This is a genomic window from Chitinophagales bacterium (genome assembly GCA_041392475.1).
GTDB lineage: Bacteria > Bacteroidota > Bacteroidia > Chitinophagales > UBA2359 > JAUHXA01.
In genome coordinates, this window is the sequence record JAWKLZ010000003.1 from 1 (window position 1) to 23,558 (window position 23,558).

Sequence of the window (23,558 nt, forward strand, 5' to 3'; positions counted from 1 at the left end):
ATCCTTGGATTCAATAAACGTTTTTTTTCAAGCCAAAAAACTATCGAAAGCCGAGCAAGAATGCTCGGCTTTTTTTGGTTTATCAAAAAATCCTCAACCCAATTTTCTTCAAAAAAACCATTTCCCAAAAACCGAAGCATTTATACCAAAAGCCGAAGCCTATAAACCAACTACCGAAAACCCAAAAGCGGTCCTATTTTTTACCCTTTTCTTTGCATCAGAATTAAACACGAAACACCCTTAAACAGCAACAATTCTTTTCTACACCTGAAATCGCAAAAATGAAAATAGGACATACTTTCTGCCTTCTTGTTTTACTCTTAAGTCCTTTTTGGAGCGAGATAAATGCACAGAATACAAGTTCTAAAGATATTGAAGTATCTTTTGCTCAAAGTGAAATCAATTTTGACTACGAATCAGGTGAATTATCCAATATTTTAAAAATAAAAAACCTTTCAAGCGTTCCTATTGAGGCACACATTGAAGTATTGATGCCTGATGGCTGGAGTTTAATTTTTGCATTGCCTCAAAAACTGACACTTCCACCCAATGCAGAAATCTTTTATCTAACGCTTGATTTTGCCATACCTGATGAAACATTGGGAGGCATAAAACATGAGGTGACTGCAAAAATCTTAACCAACAACGCAAAAAGTACCAGCTCCACTGTTTGCCATATTTCCATACCCGAAGTAAGGGATTGGAAAATATGGTCTGAAAAAAATGAAGTGTACATTCCTTCAAAAAGTAAAAAAATCCCTTTCAAGCTTCTCTTAAAAAATACTGGAAACCTTAAAGAAACCTTTAGTCTAAAATTTCAGCAAAATCCTAATTTAATTATTTCCAAAGGAATACGAAAAGGATTAGATTTATTGCCTGGACAAGACACTACCTTAATATACGAGGCTCAGTATCTACCTTCCTCCAAACCCATTCAAACAATATCCATTCGCTTTGAAGCAAGTAATGCAGATTCCGATAAATCAGAAAAAGGAATGATGACTTTTCTTTTATTAGAGGGACAATACAACCATGGTAATACGAAGAAAAAAAATGTCTCCATTGAAGTCTCAACAGGAAATATGGGGTCAACCAATACTATCCATACAGGACTGAAAGCCAGCGGAGAAATTTCGGTAGGCAAAGAACGAGAGGTCAATTTTTCGATGACTTCCCAAGATATATTGCAGCCAGATACCGAAAATACACAGTATTTTATCCAATACAAAAGTAAAAAAATAAAGCTCGAAAGTCAAAATCAAATAGTCAAAGCGACTTATGGAAATGAAGAAAATACTTTTGAGAAATGGTCAATTGGTGCGATTCAAGACCTGAAAAGCGGACTCACTCAACTACAATACAAACAACAGAAATTATTGGTAGATACACGGCTTAGTGGTGGGCTAAATTTTTACAATGATTCACAAAATGGAGTTCAAATAGGAATCGCTAACCTTATGACTGACATCCCTATCCACAACAAAGGAAAATTGTACCTTTCACTTCAAGACATACTCATATCCGACAAAGGAAATGAAACTCCTTATACCACCAATTCCTTTCAGTATTTCCTTCGTTATGAAAGCAATCCCTCTTTGAAATGGAAAACATACTTCCAGAGTAGTTACAACTCAGCACATCACCCTTATGGACAACAAAGTGTTCTGCAAGTACAAGCCCAAACAGCACATCAATCTCTGGATAAGAAACACCGCATAGCTATTGGAGGAGCAACCAACCAAAAAATGCCCAAAGCTTATGATAAGGGTGAACTCTTGCCACCTGAAAGCTACAGTAGAAACCTTTTATCCTTCAATTACAATTATCTTTTTCTCCCCCAAATGAACATTGAAGTCGGAGGTCAATTTGAGCAATTGAACGCCAAACGCTTTTCTTCTTTGACCGAAACGAACCTTGATTATCAAACCAAAACTACTGAATGGTCGGTTGGAACTGCTTTCAAAAAGTATTTTTGGATGAATCTCAAACACAAACAATACAGTATAGCAGATTTTGTATCTCCAGGGGAATTGTATTTATATAACAATCTGCCTACTTTCCGCACAACTGACTTTCGTACTCAGTTTCAACAAAACGCTCTTTCTATAGGATATCAATACCGCAAAGCGGATGACCACAGCCGGTTTTTAGCAAATACAGATGCTCAAAATTTGACCACAGAAGTTCACCATGCCCTTGCGCTAACCTATCAATCTCGGCGGGTTCTCGTAGGAGCAAAATATTATTCAACAAACAGAAACACTCGTTTGATAGTGCCTTTACATCTTCAGGGAGAGTGGTTTAAGAGGGCTTTAAAATGGAAGTTGTCAGCCAATGCCATGCATTTTTTCGATACCCAAACAACCACTTTTTTTTCACGTACTGACCTGGATTGGCGATTCGCAAAAGGCTGGCATCTATTGTGTAAGGGTCAGCTTCTTCAAAAAAAGCAAATTGTAAATATAGAAGACCCCGAAACCATTCAAACTCAAAATACCAAATTTGAACTTGGACTAAAAAAGAACTTTCACTTCGATCCTTTGGGCGACAAAACATACGACTTAGCCATTCAGTGCTTTAGGGATGAAAATGGCAATGGAATATTTGACAAAGGCGAAACTTCAATACCAGATGTACGTTTGCATTTGACCCCTGTGAAAGACCCTTCTTTCCCCAACAACAATTTCAAGGAAGCCGCTATTTTTTCAACTGCAAAAAATCAATCTCAATTTAAAAACTTACCACAAGGAGTTTATCAGTTATCTGTTCACCAACTTTTCCCTGACAATGATGGCTACTTCAATACCACTTCTGAATCTATTCGTATTGACTTGACAAGCAATAAAACTTTGCAATTGGCTTTTGGAAAAGGACGAGTAATCAAAGGCAAACTTAACATAAAAAGAGACGACAACTCTTCTTACGAAAGCCTACCAGTCAAAGGAATCAGAATCACCGCCACCAATCCAACAGGCAGAGCTTTCTCCGCACTAACCGATAAAAAAGGCAATTTCACAATTTTTGTACCCTTTAGTGATTATTACATCGTAGAAACAAATAACCCTTATGGAGAGGATTTTCAATTGACCAAAGGCTCCGAAAAAATAACTTTTTCAGGCAGTGAGGAAATACCTTTAGTCGAATTTTTGATTGAAGAAGCAGCAATAGAGATTGAGTGGAATTGAAACCCGTAGATTGGGAAATTGTGCTTTTGAAGTTGCAGAGTCCATCACCCACAAACGAGATTTTGAACATTTGAGAAGTGCTTTCTTCAAAGTAAATTATTTAGCGGCTTGTTTGACCCCATATCCAATATGACAATAATCATTCAAAAAGCAAACGCTCGTCATTAGTAGTTTACCGATACTGCATTACTTTACATCCATGAACATTATTTTTTTTTTGAAAGACTATCATTGTTAGGAATGGTGAAGAATATCCTTCATATTTAGGGCGAAGACTTTTGAAGTTTAATCTTTTATTGACAATTGACTATCATTGCAATAGAGATTCCTTGAAACAAAACTTCAAAAGGCTAAATCAGCAAGTTAATTTTTGAGCCTCACTAAGTAAAAATCACAAGAAACATCATGGATCTATTTTTTAGGAAAAGTATCATTGCAGCTACGGGGCTGTTTCTTTGCCTGTTTCTCATTGTACACTTATCTGCCAATTGCATTTTACTTTTGCCAGAAACAACCGCAAGGGAAATGTACAATTCCTACTCAACTTTATTGCGTGAAAACCCACTGATTAAACTGGTTGCTTACGCATTATATTTGTCGATTATTTTACACACGGTCTATGCCTTATTGGTAACACTCCACAATAGAAAAGCCAAACCTCAAAAATATGCAGTCAATCACACAAATGAAAACAGCTCTTGGACCTCGCAAAATATGGGCTTAATCGGCATCTTCATTCTACTTTTCATAGTCGTTCATTTGGCGAATTTTTGGGCAAGAATAAAATTGGGAATGGGAGAAGGTGTCGGTGTAGATAGCTTGGGGAATAAAGATGTTTACGAAGTGACGAGCAGTTTATTTCACAATATCTACTATGTGGTATTTTATTCTATTCTGATGATTCCTTTGGGTTTTCACTTACACCACGGATTGAAGAGTGCTTTCAAGACACTTGGATTTTACCATAAAAATGGATTGAAAATCGTATCAAAAGTAGCTTTGGTCTATGCCCTTATTGTTTCCATTTTATTTGGAATCATTCCATTTATCGTTTACTTCAAATAGAAATAAGATTATGATGTTAGATGCAAAAGTTCCAGAAGGAAAATTGGAGGAAAAATGGCGCAATTATCAAGTCAAAAGCAAACTGATAAATCCTGCCAATAAGAAAAAATTGAATGTCATTGTTGTCGGTTCGGGCTTGTCGGGAGCAGGTGCAGCCGCAACTCTTGCCGAGTTGGGATATGATGTGCAGTGTTTTTGCTATCAAGATTCTGCTCGGCGAGCACATTCTGTTGCCGCTCAAGGTGGTGTAAATGCTGCAAAAAATTACCAACATGATGGCGATAGTGTTTGGCGAATGTTTTACGATACACTCAAAGGGGGCGATTTTCGGTCTAGAGAAGCGAATACCTACCGTTTGGCAGAACTGTCTTCTCCACTGATTGACCACTTTACACAACAAGGCGTTCCGTTTGCGAGAGAATACGGAGGTGTTTTGGTGAATCGGAGTTTTGGAGGGGTGCAAGTCCAGCGAACATTCTATGCAAGGGGACAAACTGGGCAACAGCTTTTATTGGCGGCTTATTCGCAATTGTCCAAAATGGTTAGAGCCAAAAAAGTCACGATGTTCCCACGAACAGAAATGTTGGATTTGGTGGTCATTGAAGGAAAAGCAAAAGGAATCATTGCAAGGGATTTGATCAGCGGTGAAATCAAACGTTTTGCAGCGGATGCAGTGGTACTGGCAACTGGTGGATATTCACGGGTTTTTAGGTTATCGACTTTGGCGATTGGCTGCAACGGAAGTGCGATTTGGAAAGCACACAAAAAGGGGGCATTTTTCGCTGCACCAAGTTTCACCCAAATTCACCCGACTGCTTTGCCACAATCAAGTGAGGCACAATCAAAACTGACTTTGATGTCCGAATCCTTGAGAAATGATGGACGAATTTGGGTACCCAAACAAAAAAGCGACACTCGAATAGCCAACGATATTCCCGAAAGTGAAAGAGATTATTATTTGGAAAGACGCTATCCAAGTTTTGGAAATTTAGCCCCTCGGGACATTGCTTCAAGAGCTGCAAAAGAAAGAATTGATGCGGGTTATGGTGTTGGTAGATTGAAGAATGCAGTTTATTTGGACTTCAAACATGCGATTGAAAGGTTTGGAGAAGAAACAATTAGAGATAGATATGGCAATCTTTTTACGATGTATCAGAAAATTACGGGTGTCGATGCCTACAAACAACCCATGCAGATTTCTCCCGCTGCTCATTTCTCGATGGGTGGATTGTGGGTCGATTATGAATTGATGACAACGATTCCAGGCTTGTATGCTATTGGAGAATGCAACTTTTCTGACCACGGAGCGAATCGCTTGGGTGCAAATTCATTGCTTCAAGCCAGTGTTGATGGTTATTTCATTCTACCCAATACAATTAACAATTACCTCGCTTCAGAATTGAAGTCTGAACAGCTAACAACGGAACACCCCGAATTTGCGAAAGCAGAAAAGGAGGTGACCGAATATGTACGCCGCATATTATCGGTCAATGGAACGAAAACCGTCGACCATTTTCACAGAGAGTTGGGCAAGGTGATGTGGCAAGAATGTGCGATGAGTCGAAACAAAGCGGGTTTGGAAAAAGCGATTCTACAAATTGAAGCGATTCGTGAGGAATTTTGGCGTGGGGTGAAAGTCACTGGCGAAGCGGATGAGATGAACACAGAGCTGGAAAAAGCACTTCGTTTGGCGGACTTTATCGAACTCGGAATTTTGATGTGTACCGACGCTTTGCAGAGAGAAGAATCATGTGGCGCACATTTTCGTGAAGAATATCAAACAGAAGAAGGTGAAGCCGTTAGAATAGACGAAGAGTATGCCTATGTATCTGCTTGGGAATATGCAAATGGCGATTTTAAACTGCACAAAGAAACATTGAATTTTGAATTTGTTAAACCTTCCGTAAGGAGTTATAAATAATAAACAGATGAAAGTAACATTCCGAATTTGGAGACAAAACAATCCTACTCAAAAAGGGGGCTTCAAAGAGTATGAAGTGACCGACCTTACAGAAGATATGTCATTTTTGGAAGCCTTGGATCACTTGAATGAAATCTTGGTTTTGAAAAATGAAAAAGTGATTGCTTATGAATACGATTGTCGAGAAGGTATTTGTGGACAATGCGGCGTATTCATCAATGGTCGAGCGCATGGGCCACATCAAAATATGACGACTTGCCAACTGCACATGAGAAGTTTTCAGGAGGGTGAAACGATTACAGTCGAACCGTGGCGGGCAGATGCTTTTCCAATTATCAAGGACTTGGTGGTTGACCGTTCTGCCTTCGATAGAATCATCGAACAAGGTGCTTACATCACTGCCAAAACTGGAACTGCGCCAGAAGCGAATGCTATTTTGATTGGAAAAGAAATTTCAGATAAAGCGATGGATGCAGCAGCCTGTATTGGTTGTGGAGCCTGTGTCGCTACCTGCAAAAACTCTTCGGCTGCCCTATTTACTTCCGCCAAAATCAACCACTTAAATTCTCTTCCACAAGGTAAACCCGAAGAGCATCGCCGAGTTTTGGATATGACCGCTCAAATGGCAAAAGAGGGCTTCGGTCATTGCTCCTTTACAGGTGCTTGTGAAGTTGAATGTCCTGAAGGTATTTCGATTGTGAATATTGCTGAAATGAACGCCAGATATATGAAAGCGAAATTGTTTGGGTGATTTGGCGACTAGGCAGAGGAGAGGATTAGATGCAAAGAAATAGAGTTGGAAGCTTAAAACCACCACCGACCAAGATTTTGAACATTTAGAGGGTGTTTTTTTGATTGTCCCAAAACTCGTTTTGTGCCTTGTAAGGAGTGCGTTGATGTGTATCAAGTATTTGTTGTTCGTCCTCTTGTGTCCATTCTTTAATAATAATTGCTAAAATTGGAAGTAGTTTCTTCATTTTTTTCTTTTTTGGTTGCAGCGAACTCAAAGGAATGTCTGCTCTCACCCCATATTCGGCTAATCGACTAACTTTGATAGCGCAGACATTTCTTTGAACGAAATTGGGGTATAGGGGAAAGGCTTTTTGTTTTGATCTGTGTGCTGTAAATATAGACAAATTTTGTTTTGGAGCAAAAAACACACATTGCAGTAGAGGTATATTTTTATAAAAAGGGGCAAGTGATGGTAAAGTAATTCTTTATGAAGCGGTTTTGGTGGTTTGAGAAACCTCTGAGGCTGGGCTTTCTATTGATCGCTAAAGATTTTCCGAACTTGTTTGTGCATTGGTAGTACGGCTATACTCCTTGATATGTTTCTAATCCTGAAGAACCGTATGAATCGAGAGGTTCACGTACGGTTCTGTGAGAGGGTAGGGAACTGTTTGGTCAGTTCCCCGCTCTACTCGACTTTACTTTTCCAATTGCTTGTTCATCATTGCAAAGAACTCTTCGTCCGTCATTTTTTTTCTACTATCAAGCAGGAAATTGGCATCACCTCCTGCTCTGTATCTCAATTGATTAGTATCGTCTGTCACTGCATTGTAGATAACTTCTGCCACTAAACTGGGTGGTGAAACGGTGTTTTCGGGGTTTTGCCATTGTTTCATTAATGCGCCAATAATCGGTTGGTACTCGGCAATATCACCCGCTTGAAAATCGAACGAACGTCCCCCGAAATCTGTCGCAATAAATCCAGGTTCTACAATTTTAACTTTTACACCAATTTCACTCATTTCATAATGCAGTGATTCCGAAATACCCTCAACCGCAAACTTAGTTCCGTGATAAAGGGAACCCAAAGCAAAGGTCATTTGTCCGCCTATGGATGAGATATTGACAATAACTCCGTCCTTATTTGCTCTAAAATGTGGAATAATGGCTTTTGTTACGTCCATTAACCCTATGACATTAGTATTGAATTGCTTGATGATGTTTTCTCTTGGGAATGATTCCAATGGCCCATAAGCTCCATAGCCTGCATTATTCACAATTGCGTCTATTCTTTCAAAACTGGAAATACCATTTTTAATAGCCTGATCTATGGATTCCAAATCAAGAACATCCAACCTTTCCAATTGCACATTCTCCAATTTATTCAATTCTGTCTCTTTTTCTGGCGTTCGCATTGTAGCAATTACATTCCAACCTTGCTCTTGAAAATGAATGGCTGTTGCCTTGCCAATTCCGCTACTTGCTCCAGTAATTAATATGGTTTTGCTCATTTTAATCTTTGTTTAGGGTGAGTAGGTTATCCACACCGTTTGCCGTGTAGATTGCCTTTGTCGTCTCGTTTAATACTTTGTTGTAGTTTTCGATAGCTTGTTTCAGTCCAGAAAAATCGACTACCGTTCTAAAAGGCTTTTCACCAAATGGAATTTCAACTAAAGCAGACACTGCTTCTGCCACTCGTTCAGGTCTTTGTTCAGGGATAGATTCTACATAAGCAACGTAACCATTTAATGCCGTTTCTGGCAGGCTTGCCATTTCGCCATATTGGGTTAAACGTTCTGTATCACTTGGTGTTATCATTCCACTCATAAAGCCTGTTGGAAATCCACCTGGTTCTACGATACAAGATTCAATTCCAAATCCTGAAAGTTCAGCTCTGTAACCTTCTGCCAAAGATTCTAATGCATATTTTGAAGCTGAATAAGACGCAAGAAATGGGGTAGTGACTCTGCCTATGCAGCTTGAAGTGTGAATGATAGTTCCCTTCCCTTGATTTCTTAAATGGGGCAAAACTGCTCTCATAAGGCGTTGTACACCAAAAACATTCACGTCAAACATTCTTTGAATGTCACCAGCAGTAAAACATTCAAGAATTCCATTTGCTCCAATGCCTGCATTGTTGAAAACGGTATCTAAACCTCCCATTGTTTCTATGGCTGAATTCACTCCTGAAATAACGCTTTCTTCCTTGGTGATATCCATTTCAACGAGTGTAACACCTTTTGATTTTAATTCATTGGCGACAACTTCATTTTTTCCTTGCATAGAACGCATTGTTCCCACAACTTGATGTCCGTTTTCTACTAATTGAATGCAAGTCAAGCTTCCAAAAGCTCCGCTTGCTCCAGTTACTAAAATTTTATGTTTCATCTTTTTTAATTTTTAATGAATTGATGAAACAAATATCAGATGAATATGAGCGTTGCCTTAACACTAAAAGAGGAAGGTTAAACACAAATCGCAGAAACAATAAAGGAAGCTGTTTTGCTTTCTTTTGTTTAGTTTAACTGCCTGTATTCTTGTGGTGTTTTACCTGTTTTTTGTTTGAATAGCCTCCCGAAATAGTGCGGATAATTAAAACCAAGTGTGTAAGCTATTCCGCTTATTGAATCGGTAGAACTGAGTAGTAAATGTTTTGCTTTGTCCACTAAAAAATCATTAATGTGGTCTTTGGCAGAACGTCCTGTTTCTTTGGTAAGTAGGTCACTCAAGTAACTAGCTGATAAATGACAGTGGTCTGCCAAATATTGAATACTTGGTTGTCCTTTTTCAATGAGTTGGTTATCAGAATAATAGTTTTTTAACAGTGTTTCTACTTTAGAAACCACATCTATATTGCTTGCTGTACGAGTATTGAATTGTCTTTCGTAAAATCGCTTACTGTAATTAAGCAATAATTCAATATTTGAAACCAATACTTGTTGGCTGTGATTGTCAATTCGTTCTTTGATTTCTTCTTGAATCAGTTGAACAATTTGATTTAGTGTGTTTTGCTCGCTTTCGGAAAGATGCAAAGCCTCGTGAACTTCGTAATTAAAGAAGTTGTAGGAGTCAATTTTCGAACCGAGCACTGTGTTTCTTATCAGGTCGGGATGAAAGTAAAGCATCCAACCTTTTACTTGATTCAATTCTTGTGGTTTCGTCACTGTTATAACTTGTTTTGGTGCGGTAAAAATCAGTACACCATCATCAAAATCGTATGAATTTCGTCCGTAATCTATGCCACAGCTTGAATCTTTCAGTGCAATACAGTACAAATCTGAGGAAAATCGCTTACCAACAGTTTCTTCTCCGTAAGCAAGTTTCTGGGTGTCTAAAATGGTTATCAAGGGGTGGGTAGGTTTACCTACTCCAAATACCGACCTAATTTCAGTAATTGATTTTGAATGAAAAATCTGCTCGTTCATTTTACTTCTTTTCACAAACTTATTCAAACGTTCTGAGATTCATTAACACAAATCGCTGAATGCTTAACACGTTTCGGTTTTAATGGTAGCCAACTCAAAGGAATATCTGCGCTCACCCCATATTGGGCTAATCGACCAACTTTGATAGCGCAGATTTATAAATTAATAAACAAAAAAAAATTATATGAAGAACTTACTGCCTTACATGAACGAAGTTAGTGAAAAAATGGTAACTTTTTTTAGTGAATCCTCCATTGAAGAAATTGCCCGAGAAACTTGTTTTGTACGTCGAAGCTCTAAATTGATGGGCTTTGTATTTTGCCAACTATTTTTAAAAATGTTTACGAAATCTCTGTCCTTTGTGAGTTTATTGATTTCCACATTGAGTAGTAATATTCTAAGGATTATGTATATTTGCTGTAAATTTGGTAATCATCATGAAATTAAAAGGACTTGAAGCTCAATTAAACCGTCGTCAAACTATTATTAATTTGCATGAAAAAGGCATGAAACAAGTTGATATAGCTGAAGTTGTAGATGTAGTTCAACCTTATGTGAGCAAAATTATTCGAGCCTATAAGCAAGGGGGGCGGAAAGCTATTCAACCTTCAAAAGCGAAAGGGGCAATTCCTAAAATAACAAACGAACAATTAAAAGAATTAGAAAATATATTAGACCAAGGAGCTGAAAACTACGGCTTTGAAGGGGAAATTTGGAACTGTGGTCGAGTTCAAAGAGTCATAAAGGAAAAATTCGCAATAGACTATTGTACCCAACATGTTGGGCGTATTCTAAAAAAACTTACCTATACCCGCCAAAAACCACAATTAGAAGATTATCGTAAAAATCCAGAAAAAGTGCAGGAATGGAAGGAGGAAAAGTTACCCAGCATAAAAAAAAGCAAAAGAAGAAAATCGAACAATAAGTTATCAAGAAGAAGCAGGTTTTAGTTTATTACCTACTTGTCAAGTGACCTATGCCCGCAAAGGACAAACGCCTGTTTTACAGCATGAATGCAAGCATTATAGAAAAATTTCAGCAGCAGTAGTCATCACAGAAGATGGAGACCTATATTACGAAGTACGCCAATGTAATTTTCATCATAATGCAATTGTTCGATTCATGAATAACTGCTGGGCAGACTTGCAAACCGCTTTGGTTTGTATTTGGGATAATGCTACCATTCATAAGGCTAAGGAGGTGGCAAATGCTTTACATCAAACACATAGAAATCCTTGTATTAGATTAGAAAACACACCTGCTTATTCTCCCGAACTAAATGCTTCAGAGCAAGTTTGGAATTATGTAAAAAATGTATTGTTAGTTAATGTTTTTTGTAAAACAGAAGATGAGTTAAAAAGAAGGGTAATTGAAGCTTTAGAAGAAATCAAAGCGAATAAGGAACTTGTTAAAAGTTTCTTCAGGAATACAAAAGTGGGGTTTTATATCTAATCAATGCGGAAACCTATAATATTTCGATACAAGTAAGGAAAGGAATAAATAAAAGTATAATCCCAACTTCTTATTACTTTCTCCCGACCATCTGAAAATTCTAATTTAAAAGATTCATCTCCATGGGTTTCTCCATTTAAAGGAGTGATGTTGATAACCAAATCTGACATTTTTTTCATTTTTCTGATTCTGGCTGATTTGTCCGAACTTCTTATTTTTTCTTTTTTGGGTTGCAAGTAACGGTTGCGTTTAGCAACTATAAACCTGATACACATTGTTCTCCTTCAGTTTTCTTTCTTTCTTTCAATATATGTTCAGCATATGATATTGCTAATTGTTGTATTTGTGAATTAATGTTTTGGGAGAAATCATTTTTATTTAGTGCTTTCTGCAAATTATTAATTTCCTTAAGCAGTTTTTCTGTTACAGGAACTTCATTTCCAAGGACATTTGAAAAATATTTAAAAAACAATAAATCGTAAAATCCCTCTGTTATTCGCCTATCTTGTCTTGAAATAGTCACATGCTTTTCTTTATAGATTTCTTCTAACATCTTAGTAATACTACTGTTAGGTTGAATACTTTTTACACGATTTAATAGCCAGCTCTTTAAAGTTGGTAGATTAAAAATTTGTAATGAATTAGCGACCATGATTTGTTCATTAAAAACCTTTTGAAATAACTGAGAATATTCTTCACTTAGGACATAAATTTCTTCTCTTATAGGTTTTCCTTTTGAGTTGATTAGTTTTTGGGCATTATCACAAATAGCTGATACATTAATAGCTGAAATTGGTGAACTTAAAGCAGTTTGAATCGGGCTACCTCCATCAATAAATGTAAGTGCTTCTTTTTTAAATCTAAAATGTTTATTTAGAAAATTTAATAAACACATTCGAGTATCTAAGTTATCATAAGCTAAGGGGATTTTTGACTTAAAATCTAATAAATTTACGGTGATACCATCAGGAGTAATTTTACTTTTAGCAAAAATGGGCGAATATCCAATTAAACCTACGTTTATATTTTCTTTCTGAATCATCCATACAGAACCAAGTTTTCCTGGAAACATTAAGATTGGAATATTTTTTTTTCTTATTGTAAACTTTGCAAATTCGCTAAATTGATATATCGCTGAATTTTGAGGAAAACGACAACAATTGAGTATTAAATCAGACTTATCTACAATTTCTTGTAAGGATGAGGTGATTTTTATTTTTAAAATATTTCTTTTGGGTAAAATATTATTATCTGTCTTGTTGACTATTACTATTTTATCTTTTTCTATGAATTCTTTATATAATTGTCCTTTTCTGCTTTCATGTTTAAATCCAATTACATTTAAACCCGCTTGTTGTAAAATCAAAGAAGTGGAAACTCCGATAGCTCCCATTCCTATAATTCCTATTGTTTTTATTTCTTTCATTTTTTTATAATTGAGGAGAACTTCTGATTTTATACACTCAGCAAATCATAAATTATGTATGACTTCTTTGTTATAACGTGACCTCAGCAAACAAAAACGTGACCTATTTTTTAAAAAAAACAAGCTTTTTTTAATTTCCCAATAACAAAAAACTACTCCAATAATTTGAAGGTAGATTGTCAGCTATCAATTGCGGCTCGGCATAGCGCAAGGCTTGGACATAGTTCTCTTCATGGTTCAGTAAATAATCGTAGAAATAAATGTCCACTGACCCTAAAGCTGATACGAACATTTCTACGCAGCCTGATACTGCTCAAAGGTAAACTGGAAAAACGCAGAAAAGGCGTACCGCGAGGCTTACCTTTAAGCCCTTTGCTCGCCAATATCCTACTCAATGAGTTGGACAAACTATTGGAGACAAGAGGACCTTTGAAGTATTGGGGCATGGTTTTGTTCCTACTCATCGCAAAGGCGAGAAAGGCAAATATCAATTCGTGGTGAAGAAGTCGGCTTGGCAGACCTTTAAGCAAAAGCTGAAACGCCTGACCAAAAAGACTCTGCCCATGAGTTTTGATGAACGTATAACACGTATCAAACAGTTGATGCGAGGTTGGCTAAATTACTTCAAAGAAGCATCTATCCACAGCAAGTCGAAAAAGATGGATGAATGGCTGCGAAACCGTTTGAGGCATTGTATGTAGTGCCTGAACGGAATCTTACAAGAAGTTCACAGTCAAACTATTGGATGCAAAAAATTATTTGAACTTTTTTGGATTTTTAGGAATACCAATACCTTCAATAAATTCCTAATGAATTAGGCACAAGTTATTACAAGAATATAGAATCTTCGTGAAATATAGGCAAAAAGTTCGTTTGTTTAAACAATTAGTTATATTTTGATAGTCAAATGATTGAGGGTTTCCGCTCAAGCACGAAGTAAGCAGGACTGCAAAGCATGGCGAAGGACTGAATCTTATCCTTTTGGAAATTCGATAGGGAGCTATGTTGTCATCCATTGCTGTAAAAGCATAGACAGATAGAAGTCCTATGTTAAAGTACAAAATAGCATCATCGGAGATGGGTAGGAAACCGCCGTATACGAGACCCGTATGTACGGTGGTGTGAGAGGTACTCCCGTAGGCGTTCAATGCCTATGGGCTACCTACTCGATTGTGGGCTGTTTTCATTCTTTCGTGCTTTCAGTTGCCAAAGGATTTTCTGTTACGATTTCTCCGTTTGGCAATTCGTAAAATCGTTTGCCATTCACTACAAAGTCGTTAGGCAAGCCGTTTTTACGGTTTATTTCTTTTGCCTCTTGCACTGCTTTACTGAACAGGTTAGTAAAGTAAGATGCGGTTTGATAGGCTTCAAGATTATCTAATTTCTGTACTCTCATTTTTCAAGGTCGTTTAAAAAGTCATGAAATAAATTTTCAAGTTCAACTATAAAGTTTTCACTTGTTCCTACTGCTACCCTTTGCGGTGCTGTATCTGTTGAATTGTAAATCATTACCCAACTGTCTGCTAAACTTTTGTAGATATTCCAAAAATTGGCTTTGCTACGGTAATACCTGCGAATTACGTCTTCATCAGGTACAAAATGTCCTCCCAATTTTACCCGCAGTTTTATTCTTTGTATGCAGTCATTCGGGTTTTCCAAAAATACATACACAATTCGGACAACGTAACTTTGTTGTTTTGCCTTTTCAATGGCTTTTACAAGGTAATTTCCCGACAAAGTGCTTTCCAATACAAAACTTGTTCCTTCACCTAAAAACTTGTCAAGTCGGATAAAAAACTCTTTTCCTGCTTGCAGTTTAGAAACGGATAACTCTTTCTCAATTTCGTCTGCGTTGAGAAATTCAAAGCCTGTTTCTGCCAAAATCTGTTTTGAAAAGGTTGTTTTTCCCGAACCGTTTGCCCCTGCTATAATAATAAGTTCTTTCATTTAGTTTTGTTTAACTTCAACCACAATGTGATTTGCTCTTTTATGCAAATCTAAGAATTTTGCAATTAACCTATTGGTTAATTTAAAACATTCTTCTTGTGCATTTTTACCTTACCGAGGGAGGTCTGTAATTGTAAAGACGGAGGCAACGCATTCCGATGAATCGGAATCTGCGATGCAGCCGAAGAGCAAACACCGCTTGGTAACAAGCAAGGTGGCAATTGCAGAAGTTCCGATGAATCGGAATCTGCGATGCAGCAGAGGTCATAGTAGCCGAGTATTGATTGCTCATGGCGAAGGACTGAATCTTACCCTTTTGGAAATTGGATAGGGAGCTATGTTGTCATCCATTGCTGTAAAAGCATAGACAGATAGTAGCCCTATGTTAAAGTACAAAATAGCTGGTGATGGTGAAAAGAGCATCATCGGAGATGGGTAGGAAACCGCCGTATACGAGACCCGTATGTACGGTGGTGTGAGAGGTACTCCCGTAGGCAAGCCGCTTACGGGCTACCTACTCGATTATCTTTTCGCCTTCTCTTTTCTTTATTTTCAACAATTACAAAGTCGAATATCCAGAAATAATAATCCAAACTTTGAGCTATTTTATTTAACTGACTGGCTTTATTCAATGGATTGTTTGTTTTCCCAACTTTCTTGTGTAAGCACATAAAAAAATACTTGTCGATGTTTTATATACAATTGCTCTTGCTTTTTAAAACCTAACTTCTCCAAATTTTTTTGCGATGCATGGTTTTTTATGTGACTAAACGCTATTATTTTGTCAGTCAAATTGTTCTGAAAAAAAAAGTTGTATAAGCACGTGCCACCTTCGAAACTATAGCCTTGCCTCCAATAAAGAGGTTTCACCGAACTCATAGAATGCAAAAAAAACTCTCCTTTGAATTTGTATAAACTGAACCCACTCGTTCCTATCAATGCACCCGTTTCTTTTGAAATCATTGCTAACTGTCCGAATTCGTTTTTGCGATACCGTTCCAGTTGGGCTTCAATCCACGCCTGAGCCATTTCATAATTTGTTCGGTTTAAATCTATGCTCAAATACTTCAGATTAGGATTGTTTTCATAAAAATCCGTCCAACTCTCAATATCATTGTGAACGAGTTTTCGAAAAAGCAATCTGTCTGAACTAAGACCATAGTAATAATTCTGTAAATCCATAGTTGTCATCTTGATTTTAAGGCATTTTTTTTGAGTAGTGTTCCCTATTTGGATTAACTGATTCTTTTGGCATTTCATAATTTAAAATCGAATAAACACAACGGAAAATTCATAAACTCCAACTTATTTTAAAGCCAAAATTCCATCTTTATGACTACTCTTTAATGTAAAAAAATTATTCAAATTAACAGCATCGGGTACTATCATATTATAGCGATTTGCAGCACTTAAAACGATGGTGTTAATCAAAGTATCAAAAACATAATAACTGTCGTAGTCAGGAAAACAAGTTAGTCCTTGTTGAACCGAAACACTTTCGGGAAAGGATAATGCAGGGAAGCCATTCACGTCAAAAATCCTTAATTGCCCATTTTTATCTAATCGTCCGTCTATTCTGGTGATGTCCTTAATTTTTAAAATTTCGCAAACCTTGGGAATTAGTTTTTCGACTTGTTCTAAAATGTGTTTGTCTTTGACCTGAGTCAATTGTTTGACACCACCCCATGGCATAAATCGTTCTTTATGTCCCATAATAGATTTAATACCTGGTTTATCGGAAACTTGATACCAAGTCGTCAATAACTTGGATTCCCCATTTTTCCCTTGTAAATAGCCTATAGTGATATCATCACTTGGCAAAAATTCTTCAATAATTACATCCCCTTGATAGCGTTGCATCATTTTCCGGATTTGAACAATTGCCGCATTTTGATTTTTGACCAAAGAATTCTCATCCATCCCCATACTACCAGATTCAGCATTTAGCTTGACAATAGCAGGGTAGGTTAATCCAATATAATCTAAAATAGCTTTTTCATTACCTGCCTGGGATTGAGGTACAATTGCAAATTTGGGAATAGGAATATCGTTCTCTTTTAGTATGGTTTGGCAAACGTCCTTTTGTAAAACGCCCTGTAAAGTTTTACTCCCGGAACCAATATAGGGGATGTTGTAAGATTCAATTACATCAACCATCCAAACCGTTTCTTTACTCCCCTCATGTCGGTTCACATAATAAGCGTTTGGCAAAATCAAGCTGTGAGCATCTTTGTCTTTAAGTATTTTTTCTAACGAATCCAAACTGGTAACCTCAAAAACCTCTACATTAAAATCATTTCTTTCAAGAGATTCTACTAATGATTGAAGGTCAGTTTGTGAATTAACCCAGCCATTTTTCCAATAGCCTTTACTGTTGATAATGGTAATTTTCATCGTTTTGCTTTTTATTTTATTGGTGAAAGATAACTCAAAGGAATGTTTGCGCTTCTCCAAGTTTAGTATAATCAATCAACTTTCAAAGCGCAGATTTTTCTTTGAACGAAATTAGTGTATAGGGGAAAGGCTCTTAATTCGGACTGCCTTTTATACTTCGCAAATATAGCCAAATTTTGCTTTGGGGCAAAAAATGTATGTAGAAATTGCTTTATTTTTAGAGTTGGAGGTAAGGACTGGATAAATAGAGTTTTATCAAGTGGTTTGTGAGGCTGTTTGGTGTTTTTGGGGTGCTACTTTTTCATTGATACTACGAATAGGACTTTTCTTCAATGGGTTATTTGAGCAAGATTTTCTTATGTCGTGTTTTTTGGGTGAGGCTCTTGAAATCACCTTGAGTAGTTTATGTGTTGAGATTTTGTTCAAGGACAAGGTACGTTTGCTCACCAATAAGTACAAGCGATACCGAAGGCGTATGAAAGAAGCACGAACAAGATTGAAGGAAATCGCTAAAGATTTTCCGAACTTGTCTGTGCATTGGCAGTACGGCTATACTCCCTGATATGTTTCTAATCCTGAAGAGCCGTATGAATCGAGAGGTTCACGTACGGTTCTGTGAGAGGGTAGGGAACTGTTTTAGTCAGTTCCCCGCTCTACTCGACTTTTTTCGTTTGCTGTTTAGGTTTTATTAATTTCATAAGTTCTTTCTTCTTATAAGGCATTCTCATAGTTCTTCGATTACTAATATATCCGTAATCATTCCACATCAATTCTGCTCCATCTTCGATGTCTTCGTAAATAGGCAATAATTCTCCGATACCAATAAAAATCCATTCCATCTCTATTTTATCAGTATTGGTGAATTTATATTCCGCTTCTTTCCCAAGTTTTACAGCTTTGTCAAATGCTTTTTCTGGTGAATCAGCTTTAATCAAATAATGATTTCCCCAAGTTGTAACTCTTCGTAATTCTTGGTTTTCATCTCGATTAACAGGCTCACATTTTTCGATAATCTCAACGATGAACCAATTCCCATTTTTATTTGAAATCTTTTCCACTTTTTTCGTTATTCTTTTAAATATTTTGAAAAGATGTTTGCATATCGGTCGTCAAAACTCAATTTTGTAATATCCTCAAATTTGTGTTTGGTGTTTTTCTTGTCCAAAATTCCTTGAGCGTTAAAATATCTTATTGAAATTGACTTTTTATTAATACGTTTTAAGTTTCCAATGCAAAAGAAGTTTTGCTTCGGATGTTCACATTCCGATATTATTGTCAATTCCGTTGCTTTAACGTCATTTGCTATTGTATTCCAATTAGTTAAATCTACTTTATATTTAGCTTTAACTTCACTTATTAATCCTTCTTCTTTTAAAATTCTGTGGATAGTTTTATCATTCTTATTGTATCGAACGTGTTTAATAGTTAGAATTGGAATGATTTGGTAGCCTAAAACCCTAAATTCATCTGTTTCTTGAAGTAATATAAAATCAGATGATTTGTCGAGGATAAACCCAGTAGATATTCCTTCAAAACCTCCTTTTTTCCTTGTCAGTCGAATATAAAGTTTTTCAGAACAATGCTTTTCTAATTTTTCTATTACTTTCTCTTTTTTCACGGTCTGTTTTAATTGTAGCTAACTCAAAGGAATGTCTGCGCCTCCAACCCTTTCAACAATACTGGAAACTTCATTAGCGCAGACATTTCAGTTGAACGAAATTGGGGCATAGGGGAAAGGCTCTAATTTCGGACTGCCTTTTCTACTTTGTAAATATAGCCAAATTTTGTTTTGGGGCAAAAAAATGTATGGAGAAATTGCTTTATTTTTAGAATTGGATGTAAGGACTGGATAAATAGAGTTTTATCAAGTGGTTTGTGAGGCTGTTTGGTGCTTTTGGGGTACTACTTTTTCATTGGTACCACGAATAGGGCTTTTCTCCAATGGGTTATTTGAGCAAGATTTTCTTATGTCGTGTTTTTTGGGTGAGGCTCTTGAAATCACCTTGAGTAGTTTATGTGTTGAGATTTTGTTCAAGGACAAGGTACGTTGGCTCACCAATAAGTACAAGCGATACCGAAGGCGTATGAAAGAAGCACGAACAAGATTGAAGCAAATCGCCAAAGATTTTCCGAACTTGTTTGTGCATTGGCAGTACGGCTATACTCCCTGATAGGTTTCTAATCCTGAAGAGCCTGTATGAATCGAGAGGTTCACGTACGGTTCTGTGAGAGGGTAGGGAACTGTTTTAGTCAGTTCCCCGCTCTACTTGACTTTTTTTTATTCTATTTATCAATTCTCTGTTTGATGACTCCAAGTTCTAAAGCATTTACAATTTTCTTCAGGACAAATCATCCAACCTTTTGTTGGGTATCCTATTTCTTCATTTATTTCTCCTCGTAATTGATGTTTGTCGAAATCATGGTTACAAATATTACACACGTCTTTTGATTCAACCAATTTAATATCTAATGTTCTAATTAGTTTCTTAGTAAATTTTGAAAACAATTTTTCGGAATCTTCTTGTAAATTTGGAGTTCTTCCGTATTCAAAATCCATTGTAAAATTCATGTTTTGAAAATCTTTAAATCCATAAAGGTTATGTAAAATATATTCATGAATTTGATAACAAGTTCCGTCATTTAGTGCTTCGTTTAGTTTTGTTTCTTCTTCAAAAATATTAAGATTACCCAATAAGAATTAGAGGTAGAGTTTTCTTTGTAAAAAGATATTCTGATGGATTAAGTTGCAATCTTTGGCAATTGTTAAACATCTTGCTAATTTCTAAATCCAATTTATCTGCTATTTCGTTTTCGTTTTTCATTTATTTTTTTTCTCATAGAAGCTAACGCTCTGTGCAGACGACTGTAGTGCCGTTTAGGCTCTATGTACGTTCTGCACTTTGTGGTGCGCCTTGAATGGTAAATATAACGAAGATTTAGCTTATTGCCTAAAGAATCGTTTGATTTTGTGAAGAGAAAGCAAAATGTCCAGAGAGTGAAAGTCTCTTACAGGCGGGTGTGACGACTCGAACTGTTAGCAAAGCTCGCAAGGTGGTTTCTCGTGAGGGATGCACTGAAGTAAGCAGGACTGCAAAGGTTGGTACTGACGAATAGTGAACGAAGAAGAGTTTCTGAAAGAAACCAAAGACATAGATATGTCTTTGTCGAAGAGAAGAGCAAAGCGGTAGGATAAGAGGCTGTATAGGTCGGGTAAGGTAGCCACGCATACTAACGCCCTAAACATCAATTATTTGATGCTGTACTTATGCAGTAGATTCAGCAGGGATTGACCGAAGGATATTTACCTTACCGAGGGAGGTCTGTAATTGTAAAGACGGAGGCAACGCATCAGCCGAAGAGCAAACACCGCTTGGTAACAAGCAAGGTGGCAATTGCAGAAGTCAGCAGAGGTCATAGTAGCCGAGTATTGATTGCTCATGGCGAAGGACTGAATCTTACCCTTTTGGAAATTCGATAGGAGCCTATGTTGTTGATCCATTGCTGTAAAAGCATAGACAGATAGTAGCCCTATGTTAAAGTACAAAATAGCTGGTGATGGTGAAAAGAGCATCATCGGAGATGGGTAGGAAACCGCCGAGTACGAGACCCGTACGCTCGGTGGTGTGAGAGGTACTCCTAGGGCAAGCCGCTTACGGGCTACCTACTCGATGTGCGCCTTGAATGGTAAATATAACGAAGATTTAGCTTATTGCCTAAAGAATCGTTTGATTTTGTGAAGAGAAAGCAAAATGTCCAGAGAGTGAAAGTCTCTTACAGGCGGGTGTGACGACTCGAACTGTTAGCAGTTTGCAAGGTGGTTTGGGGCGACCCATGCACTGGAAGTAAGCAGGACTGCAAAGGTTGGTACTGACGAATAGTGAACGAAGAAGAGTTTCTGAAAGAAACCAAAGACATAGATATGTCTTTGTCGAAGAGAAGAGCAAAGCGGTAGGATACGAGGCTGTATAGGTCGGGTAAGGTAGCCACGCATACTAACGCCCTAAACATCAATTATTTGATGCGGTACTTATACAGTAGATTCAGCAGGGATTGACCGAAGGATATTTACCTTACCGAGGGAGGTCTGTAATTGTAAAGACGGAGGCAACGCATCAGCCTAAGAGCAAACACCGCTTGGTAACAAGCAAGGTGGCAATTGCAGAAGTCAGCAGAGGTCATAGTAGCCGAGCATTGATTGCTCATGGCGAAGGACTGAATCTTACCCTTTTGGAAATTGGATAGGAGCCTATGTTGTCATCCATTGCTGTAAAAGCATAGACAGATAGTAGCCCTATGTTAAAGTACAAAATAGCTGGTGATGGTGAAAAGAGCATCATCGGAGATGGGTAGGAAACCGCCGTATACGAGACCCGCATGTACGGTGGTGTGAGAGGTACTCCCGCGTAGGCGTTCAATGCCTATGGGCTACCTACTCGATTCTCGGCTGTTTTTTTACTCTTTGTATGAAAAATTCAATATTCCTTTTTCACTATTAAAAGTCAGATTAAAAATATTTTCATCAAAGGCTTCATCAATATTTCTTTTTAAAATTGATAAATCCCATGGTAATACAGGAGACTTTCCTTTGTTTTCTGGAACAACCACTCGATTAATGTTAGGAATTGAATTATGGATAATCAAATAGCTATAAATTTTTCTCGTTAACTCTTGTGCAGTAACAATTTCGCAGAATTTTAATAATAATTCAGGATATTCTAATTCCGCTGATCCAGTTTTTGCCAAACTCATAAAGTTATCTCGAATTATCCCATTATCATTAAACGCAATGATAAAAGCTGATTTTTTATAGGCAAATAATAAAGTAGGAAATCTTAAATCATTTTGAAATAGTATCGGTGTTCCAATAGTATCCTTGTATTTAAATTTGAAAATTGAAAAGGGTTTAAAATTCCTAAAATTTACAGGATATTTTATTGTCTTCAAGAGTCCTGATATTTGCGATGCTTCTTCTAACGATTCTATTGGCAAAAGAGCAGGTGAATCTCGTAATCTAATATCTGCTTTTATTTTTGTAGATTGAAACCAGAAACCAATGAACATTTTCATGAACCACTTAAATAAAATATCTTCATCATCTTCATTTATTGTTCTTATGTCTTTTTGTAAAATTTCTTTCGTCCTAACTTCGATCTTGGATAAGGTCTCATTATTGCACTCTTGACAACAAGGTATCTTACAGTTTTTAAATGGGTATTTTGTTTTATTAGGTAAAGTAATTTTATTTTGAAACAGGTCAAACTCTCTCATCAACCATTTAGGAATATAATCTTCTTCAGTTATATCTTCCATTGGCAATCCACAAATGAAACAGGTCTGTTCAAAATTCCGTAAGCCTGTATTCTCGTATGGAATCTTATAATGATTTAATATTAATTCTTCTAAAGTCTTATTGGTTTGATTTATCATTCTGTTTATTAGGTGTGTTCATTTTTAAATTGCCGAGAACTCAAAGGAATGTCTGCGCCTCCTACCCCTTTCAACACTACTCCAAGCTTCCTTAGCGCAGACATTTCAGTTGAACGAAATTGGTGTATAGGGAAAGGCTCTTAATTCGGACTGCCTTTTATACTTCGCAAATATAGCCAAATTTTGCTTTGGGGCAAAAAAATGTATGTAGAAATTGCTTTATTTTTAGAGTTGGAGGTAAGGACTGGATAAATAGAGTTTTATCAAGTGGTTTGTGAGGCTGTTTGGTGTTTTTGGGGTGCTACTTTTTCATTGATACTACGAATAGGACTTTTCTTCAATGGGTTATTTGAGCAAGATTTTCTTATGTCGTGTTTTTTGGGTGAGGCTCTGAAATCACCTTGAGTAGTTTATGTGTTGAGATTTTGTTCAAGGACAAGGTACGTTTGCTCACCAATAAGTACAAGCGATACCGAAGGCGTATGAAAGAAGCACGAACAAGATTGAAGGAAATCGCCAAAGATTTTCCGAACTTGTTTGTGCATTGGCAGTACGGCTATACTCCCTGATAGGTTTCTAATCCTGAA

31 protein-coding genes are annotated in these 23,558 nt (G+C 37.0%); 15 read left to right on the top strand and 16 right to left on the bottom strand.

Annotated elements, in window-relative coordinates:
- The 6 genes from R3E32_22950 to R3E32_22975 form a co-directional block, all read left to right on the top strand.
- On the top strand, positions 1-244 hold a 244-nt coding region (locus tag R3E32_22950; protein MEZ4887610.1), incomplete at its 5' end, for a hypothetical protein.
- Between the two features lie 37 nt (positions 245-281).
- Positions 282-3,185, top strand: a complete 2,904-nt coding sequence (locus R3E32_22955) for a hypothetical protein (GenBank protein ID MEZ4887611.1) — start codon at positions 282-284, stop codon at positions 3,183-3,185.
- On the top strand, positions 3,172-3,318 hold the full coding sequence (locus R3E32_22960) for a hypothetical protein (protein ID MEZ4887612.1): 147 nt from the start codon (positions 3,172-3,174) through the stop codon (positions 3,316-3,318). The genes R3E32_22955 and R3E32_22960 overlap by 14 nt, the downstream gene beginning before the upstream one ends.
- Before the next feature lie 272 nt (positions 3,319-3,590).
- Entirely contained in the window at positions 3,591-4,250 is a 660-nt protein-coding gene (locus R3E32_22965; protein MEZ4887613.1) for a succinate dehydrogenase cytochrome b subunit, read from the top strand.
- 10 nt (positions 4,251-4,260) lie between these two features.
- On the top strand, positions 4,261-6,171 hold the full coding sequence (locus tag R3E32_22970) for a fumarate reductase/succinate dehydrogenase flavoprotein subunit (GenBank protein ID MEZ4887614.1): 1,911 nt from the start codon (positions 4,261-4,263) through the stop codon (positions 6,169-6,171).
- A gap of 7 nt (positions 6,172-6,178) precedes the next feature.
- Positions 6,179-6,922 (top strand): succinate dehydrogenase/fumarate reductase iron-sulfur subunit, encoded by a 744-nt coding sequence (locus R3E32_22975; protein ID MEZ4887615.1) that lies wholly within the window; start codon positions 6,179-6,181, stop codon positions 6,920-6,922.
- A gap of 85 nt (positions 6,923-7,007) precedes the next feature.
- Here R3E32_22975 and R3E32_22980 read toward each other — a convergent pair whose 3' ends face one another.
- The 4 genes from R3E32_22980 to R3E32_22995 all read right to left on the bottom strand — a co-directional run bounded on the left by R3E32_22980 (position 7,008) and on the right by R3E32_22995 (position 10,325).
- Positions 7,008-7,148 (bottom strand): hypothetical protein, encoded by a 141-nt coding sequence (locus R3E32_22980; GenBank protein MEZ4887616.1) that lies wholly within the window; start codon positions 7,146-7,148, stop codon positions 7,008-7,010.
- Between the two features lie 450 nt (positions 7,149-7,598).
- Entirely contained in the window at positions 7,599-8,411 is an 813-nt protein-coding gene (locus R3E32_22985) for an SDR family oxidoreductase (protein MEZ4887617.1), read from the bottom strand.
- A 1-nt stretch (position 8,412) separates the two neighbouring features.
- Entirely contained in the window at positions 8,413-9,288 is an 876-nt protein-coding gene (locus tag R3E32_22990) for an SDR family oxidoreductase (protein ID MEZ4887618.1), read from the bottom strand.
- A gap of 128 nt (positions 9,289-9,416) precedes the next feature.
- On the bottom strand, positions 9,417-10,325 hold the full coding sequence (locus R3E32_22995; protein MEZ4887619.1) for a helix-turn-helix domain-containing protein: 909 nt from the start codon (positions 10,323-10,325) through the stop codon (positions 9,417-9,419).
- Positions 10,326-10,762: 437 nt separating this feature from the next.
- On the opposite strand from R3E32_22995, the gene R3E32_23000 reads away from it, so the two are divergent.
- Both R3E32_23000 and R3E32_23005 read left to right on the top strand, forming a co-directional pair.
- The gene (locus tag R3E32_23000; protein ID MEZ4887620.1) at positions 10,763-11,275 is read left to right on the top strand and encodes a winged helix-turn-helix domain-containing protein; all 513 of its coding nucleotides are present in this window, start codon (positions 10,763-10,765) and stop codon (positions 11,273-11,275) included.
- Positions 11,276-11,294: 19 nt separating this feature from the next.
- A complete protein-coding gene (locus R3E32_23005; protein MEZ4887621.1) occupies positions 11,295-11,777 on the top strand; it encodes a transposase in 483 nt (160 codons plus the stop codon).
- Here R3E32_23005 and R3E32_23010 read toward each other — a convergent pair.
- The 3 genes from R3E32_23010 to R3E32_23020 all read right to left on the bottom strand — a co-directional run bounded on the left by R3E32_23010 (position 11,774) and on the right by R3E32_23020 (position 13,495).
- Entirely contained in the window at positions 11,774-11,956 is a 183-nt protein-coding gene (locus R3E32_23010) for a hypothetical protein (protein ID MEZ4887622.1), read from the bottom strand. The two genes, R3E32_23005 and R3E32_23010, sit on opposite strands and share 4 nt — an antisense overlap.
- 77 nt (positions 11,957-12,033) lie before the next feature.
- The gene (locus R3E32_23015; GenBank protein ID MEZ4887623.1) at positions 12,034-13,203 is read right to left on the bottom strand and encodes a hypothetical protein; all 1,170 of its coding nucleotides are present in this window, start codon (positions 13,201-13,203) and stop codon (positions 12,034-12,036) included.
- Positions 13,204-13,333: 130 nt separating this feature from the next.
- Positions 13,334-13,495 (bottom strand): hypothetical protein, encoded by a 162-nt coding sequence (locus R3E32_23020; protein ID MEZ4887624.1) that lies wholly within the window; start codon positions 13,493-13,495, stop codon positions 13,334-13,336.
- 145 nt (positions 13,496-13,640) lie between these two features.
- Here R3E32_23020 and R3E32_23025 point away from each other — a divergent pair, with 145 nt between their 5' ends.
- On the top strand, positions 13,641-13,904 hold the full coding sequence (locus tag R3E32_23025) for a group II intron maturase-specific domain-containing protein (protein MEZ4887625.1): 264 nt from the start codon (positions 13,641-13,643) through the stop codon (positions 13,902-13,904).
- Positions 13,905-14,386: 482 nt separating this feature from the next.
- On the opposite strand, the gene R3E32_23030 is transcribed toward R3E32_23025, so the two are convergent.
- On the bottom strand, positions 14,387-14,599 hold the full coding sequence (locus R3E32_23030) for a hypothetical protein (GenBank protein MEZ4887626.1): 213 nt from the start codon (positions 14,597-14,599) through the stop codon (positions 14,387-14,389).
- The gene (locus tag R3E32_23035) at positions 14,596-15,150 is read right to left on the bottom strand and encodes an AAA family ATPase (GenBank protein ID MEZ4887627.1); all 555 of its coding nucleotides are present in this window, start codon (positions 15,148-15,150) and stop codon (positions 14,596-14,598) included. The genes R3E32_23030 and R3E32_23035 overlap by 4 nt, the downstream gene beginning before the upstream one ends.
- 73 nt (positions 15,151-15,223) lie before the next feature.
- Between R3E32_23035 and R3E32_23040 the strand changes: the two genes are divergently transcribed.
- On the top strand, positions 15,224-15,481 hold the full coding sequence (locus tag R3E32_23040) for a hypothetical protein (protein MEZ4887628.1): 258 nt from the start codon (positions 15,224-15,226) through the stop codon (positions 15,479-15,481).
- 293 nt (positions 15,482-15,774) lie between these two features.
- Here R3E32_23040 and R3E32_23045 read toward each other — a convergent pair whose 3' ends face one another.
- Positions 15,775-16,332 (bottom strand): GNAT family N-acetyltransferase, encoded by a 558-nt coding sequence (locus tag R3E32_23045; GenBank protein ID MEZ4887629.1) that lies wholly within the window; start codon positions 16,330-16,332, stop codon positions 15,775-15,777.
- A gap of 123 nt (positions 16,333-16,455) precedes the next feature.
- Entirely contained in the window at positions 16,456-17,544 is a 1,089-nt protein-coding gene (locus R3E32_23050) for a hypothetical protein (GenBank protein ID MEZ4887630.1), read from the bottom strand.
- 358 nt (positions 17,545-17,902) lie between these two features.
- Here R3E32_23050 and R3E32_23055 point away from each other — a divergent pair, with 358 nt between their 5' ends.
- On the top strand, positions 17,903-18,106 hold the full coding sequence (locus R3E32_23055) for a hypothetical protein (protein MEZ4887631.1): 204 nt from the start codon (positions 17,903-17,905) through the stop codon (positions 18,104-18,106).
- 91 nt (positions 18,107-18,197) lie between these two features.
- Here R3E32_23055 and R3E32_23060 read toward each other — a convergent pair whose 3' ends face one another.
- Together R3E32_23060 and R3E32_23065 are read right to left on the bottom strand one after the other, a co-directional pair.
- A complete protein-coding gene (locus R3E32_23060) occupies positions 18,198-18,602 on the bottom strand; it encodes a DUF4288 domain-containing protein (protein MEZ4887632.1) in 405 nt (134 codons plus the stop codon).
- An 8-nt stretch (positions 18,603-18,610) separates the two neighbouring features.
- The gene (locus R3E32_23065; GenBank protein MEZ4887633.1) at positions 18,611-19,162 is read right to left on the bottom strand and encodes a hypothetical protein; all 552 of its coding nucleotides are present in this window, start codon (positions 19,160-19,162) and stop codon (positions 18,611-18,613) included.
- 349 nt (positions 19,163-19,511) lie between these two features.
- On the opposite strand from R3E32_23065, the gene R3E32_23070 reads away from it, so the two are divergent.
- Entirely contained in the window at positions 19,512-19,715 is a 204-nt protein-coding gene (locus R3E32_23070) for a hypothetical protein (GenBank protein MEZ4887634.1), read from the top strand.
- Positions 19,716-19,834: 119 nt separating this feature from the next.
- Here R3E32_23070 and R3E32_23075 read toward each other — a convergent pair whose 3' ends face one another.
- Positions 19,835-20,236 (bottom strand): hypothetical protein, encoded by a 402-nt coding sequence (locus R3E32_23075; GenBank protein MEZ4887635.1) that lies wholly within the window; start codon positions 20,234-20,236, stop codon positions 19,835-19,837.
- Positions 20,237-20,830: 594 nt separating this feature from the next.
- Between R3E32_23075 and R3E32_23080 the strand changes: the two genes are divergently transcribed.
- Positions 20,831-21,022 carry a hypothetical protein gene (locus R3E32_23080; protein MEZ4887636.1) on the top strand — a complete coding sequence of 64 codons (192 nt, stop codon included), beginning with the start codon at positions 20,831-20,833 and terminating at the stop codon, positions 21,020-21,022.
- Between the two features lie 293 nt (positions 21,023-21,315).
- Here R3E32_23080 and R3E32_23085 read toward each other — a convergent pair whose 3' ends face one another.
- A complete protein-coding gene (locus R3E32_23085; GenBank protein ID MEZ4887637.1) occupies positions 21,316-21,552 on the bottom strand; it encodes a hypothetical protein in 237 nt (78 codons plus the stop codon).
- 42 nt (positions 21,553-21,594) lie between these two features.
- Here R3E32_23085 and R3E32_23090 point away from each other — a divergent pair, with 42 nt between their 5' ends.
- Positions 21,595-21,786, top strand: a complete 192-nt coding sequence (locus tag R3E32_23090; GenBank protein ID MEZ4887638.1) for a hypothetical protein — start codon at positions 21,595-21,597, stop codon at positions 21,784-21,786.
- 210 nt (positions 21,787-21,996) lie between these two features.
- On the opposite strand, the gene R3E32_23095 is transcribed toward R3E32_23090, so the two are convergent.
- Positions 21,997-22,971, bottom strand: coding sequence for a hypothetical protein (locus tag R3E32_23095; GenBank protein MEZ4887639.1), 975 nt, complete (start codon positions 22,969-22,971; stop codon positions 21,997-21,999).
- Positions 22,972-23,372: 401 nt separating this feature from the next.
- On the opposite strand from R3E32_23095, the gene R3E32_23100 reads away from it, so the two are divergent.
- Entirely contained in the window at positions 23,373-23,540 is a 168-nt protein-coding gene (locus R3E32_23100) for a hypothetical protein (GenBank protein MEZ4887640.1), read from the top strand.
- Positions 23,541-23,558: the final 18 nt, after the last annotated feature.

Coding starts and splice junctions, on each gene's coding strand:
- R3E32_22955 (MEZ4887611.1), top strand. CDS start 282: ATGAAAATAGGACATACTTTCTGCCTTCTTGTTTTACTCTTAAGTCCT.
- R3E32_22965 (MEZ4887613.1), top strand. CDS start 3,591: ATGGATCTATTTTTTAGGAAAAGTATCATTGCAGCTACGGGGCTGTTT.
- R3E32_22970 (MEZ4887614.1), top strand. CDS start 4,261: ATGATGTTAGATGCAAAAGTTCCAGAAGGAAAATTGGAGGAAAAATGG.
- R3E32_22975 (MEZ4887615.1), top strand. CDS start 6,179: ATGAAAGTAACATTCCGAATTTGGAGACAAAACAATCCTACTCAAAAA.
- R3E32_22980 (MEZ4887616.1), bottom strand. CDS start 7,148: ATGAAGAAACTACTTCCAATTTTAGCAATTATTATTAAAGAATGGACA.
- R3E32_22985 (MEZ4887617.1), bottom strand. CDS start 8,411: ATGAGCAAAACCATATTAATTACTGGAGCAAGTAGCGGAATTGGCAAG.
- R3E32_22990 (MEZ4887618.1), bottom strand. CDS start 9,288: ATGAAACATAAAATTTTAGTAACTGGAGCAAGCGGAGCTTTTGGAAGC.
- R3E32_22995 (MEZ4887619.1), bottom strand. CDS start 10,325: ATGAACGAGCAGATTTTTCATTCAAAATCAATTACTGAAATTAGGTCG.
- R3E32_23000 (MEZ4887620.1), top strand. CDS start 10,763: ATGAAATTAAAAGGACTTGAAGCTCAATTAAACCGTCGTCAAACTATT.
- R3E32_23010 (MEZ4887622.1), bottom strand. CDS start 11,956: ATGAAAAAAATGTCAGATTTGGTTATCAACATCACTCCTTTAAATGGA.
- R3E32_23015 (MEZ4887623.1), bottom strand. CDS start 13,203: ATGAAAGAAATAAAAACAATAGGAATTATAGGAATGGGAGCTATCGGA.
- R3E32_23020 (MEZ4887624.1), bottom strand. CDS start 13,495: ATGTTCGTATCAGCTTTAGGGTCAGTGGACATTTATTTCTACGATTAT.
- R3E32_23030 (MEZ4887626.1), bottom strand. CDS start 14,599: ATGAGAGTACAGAAATTAGATAATCTTGAAGCCTATCAAACCGCATCT.
- R3E32_23035 (MEZ4887627.1), bottom strand. CDS start 15,150: ATGAAAGAACTTATTATTATAGCAGGGGCAAACGGTTCGGGAAAAACA.
- R3E32_23045 (MEZ4887629.1), bottom strand. CDS start 16,332: ATGGATTTACAGAATTATTACTATGGTCTTAGTTCAGACAGATTGCTT.
- R3E32_23050 (MEZ4887630.1), bottom strand. CDS start 17,544: ATGAAAATTACCATTATCAACAGTAAAGGCTATTGGAAAAATGGCTGG.
- R3E32_23055 (MEZ4887631.1), top strand. CDS start 17,903: ATGTCGTGTTTTTTGGGTGAGGCTCTTGAAATCACCTTGAGTAGTTTA.
- R3E32_23070 (MEZ4887634.1), top strand. CDS start 19,512: ATGTCGTGTTTTTTGGGTGAGGCTCTTGAAATCACCTTGAGTAGTTTA.
- R3E32_23085 (MEZ4887637.1), bottom strand. CDS start 21,552: ATGTTTAGGGCGTTAGTATGCGTGGCTACCTTACCCGACCTATACAGC.
- R3E32_23095 (MEZ4887639.1), bottom strand. CDS start 22,971: ATGATAAATCAAACCAATAAGACTTTAGAAGAATTAATATTAAATCAT.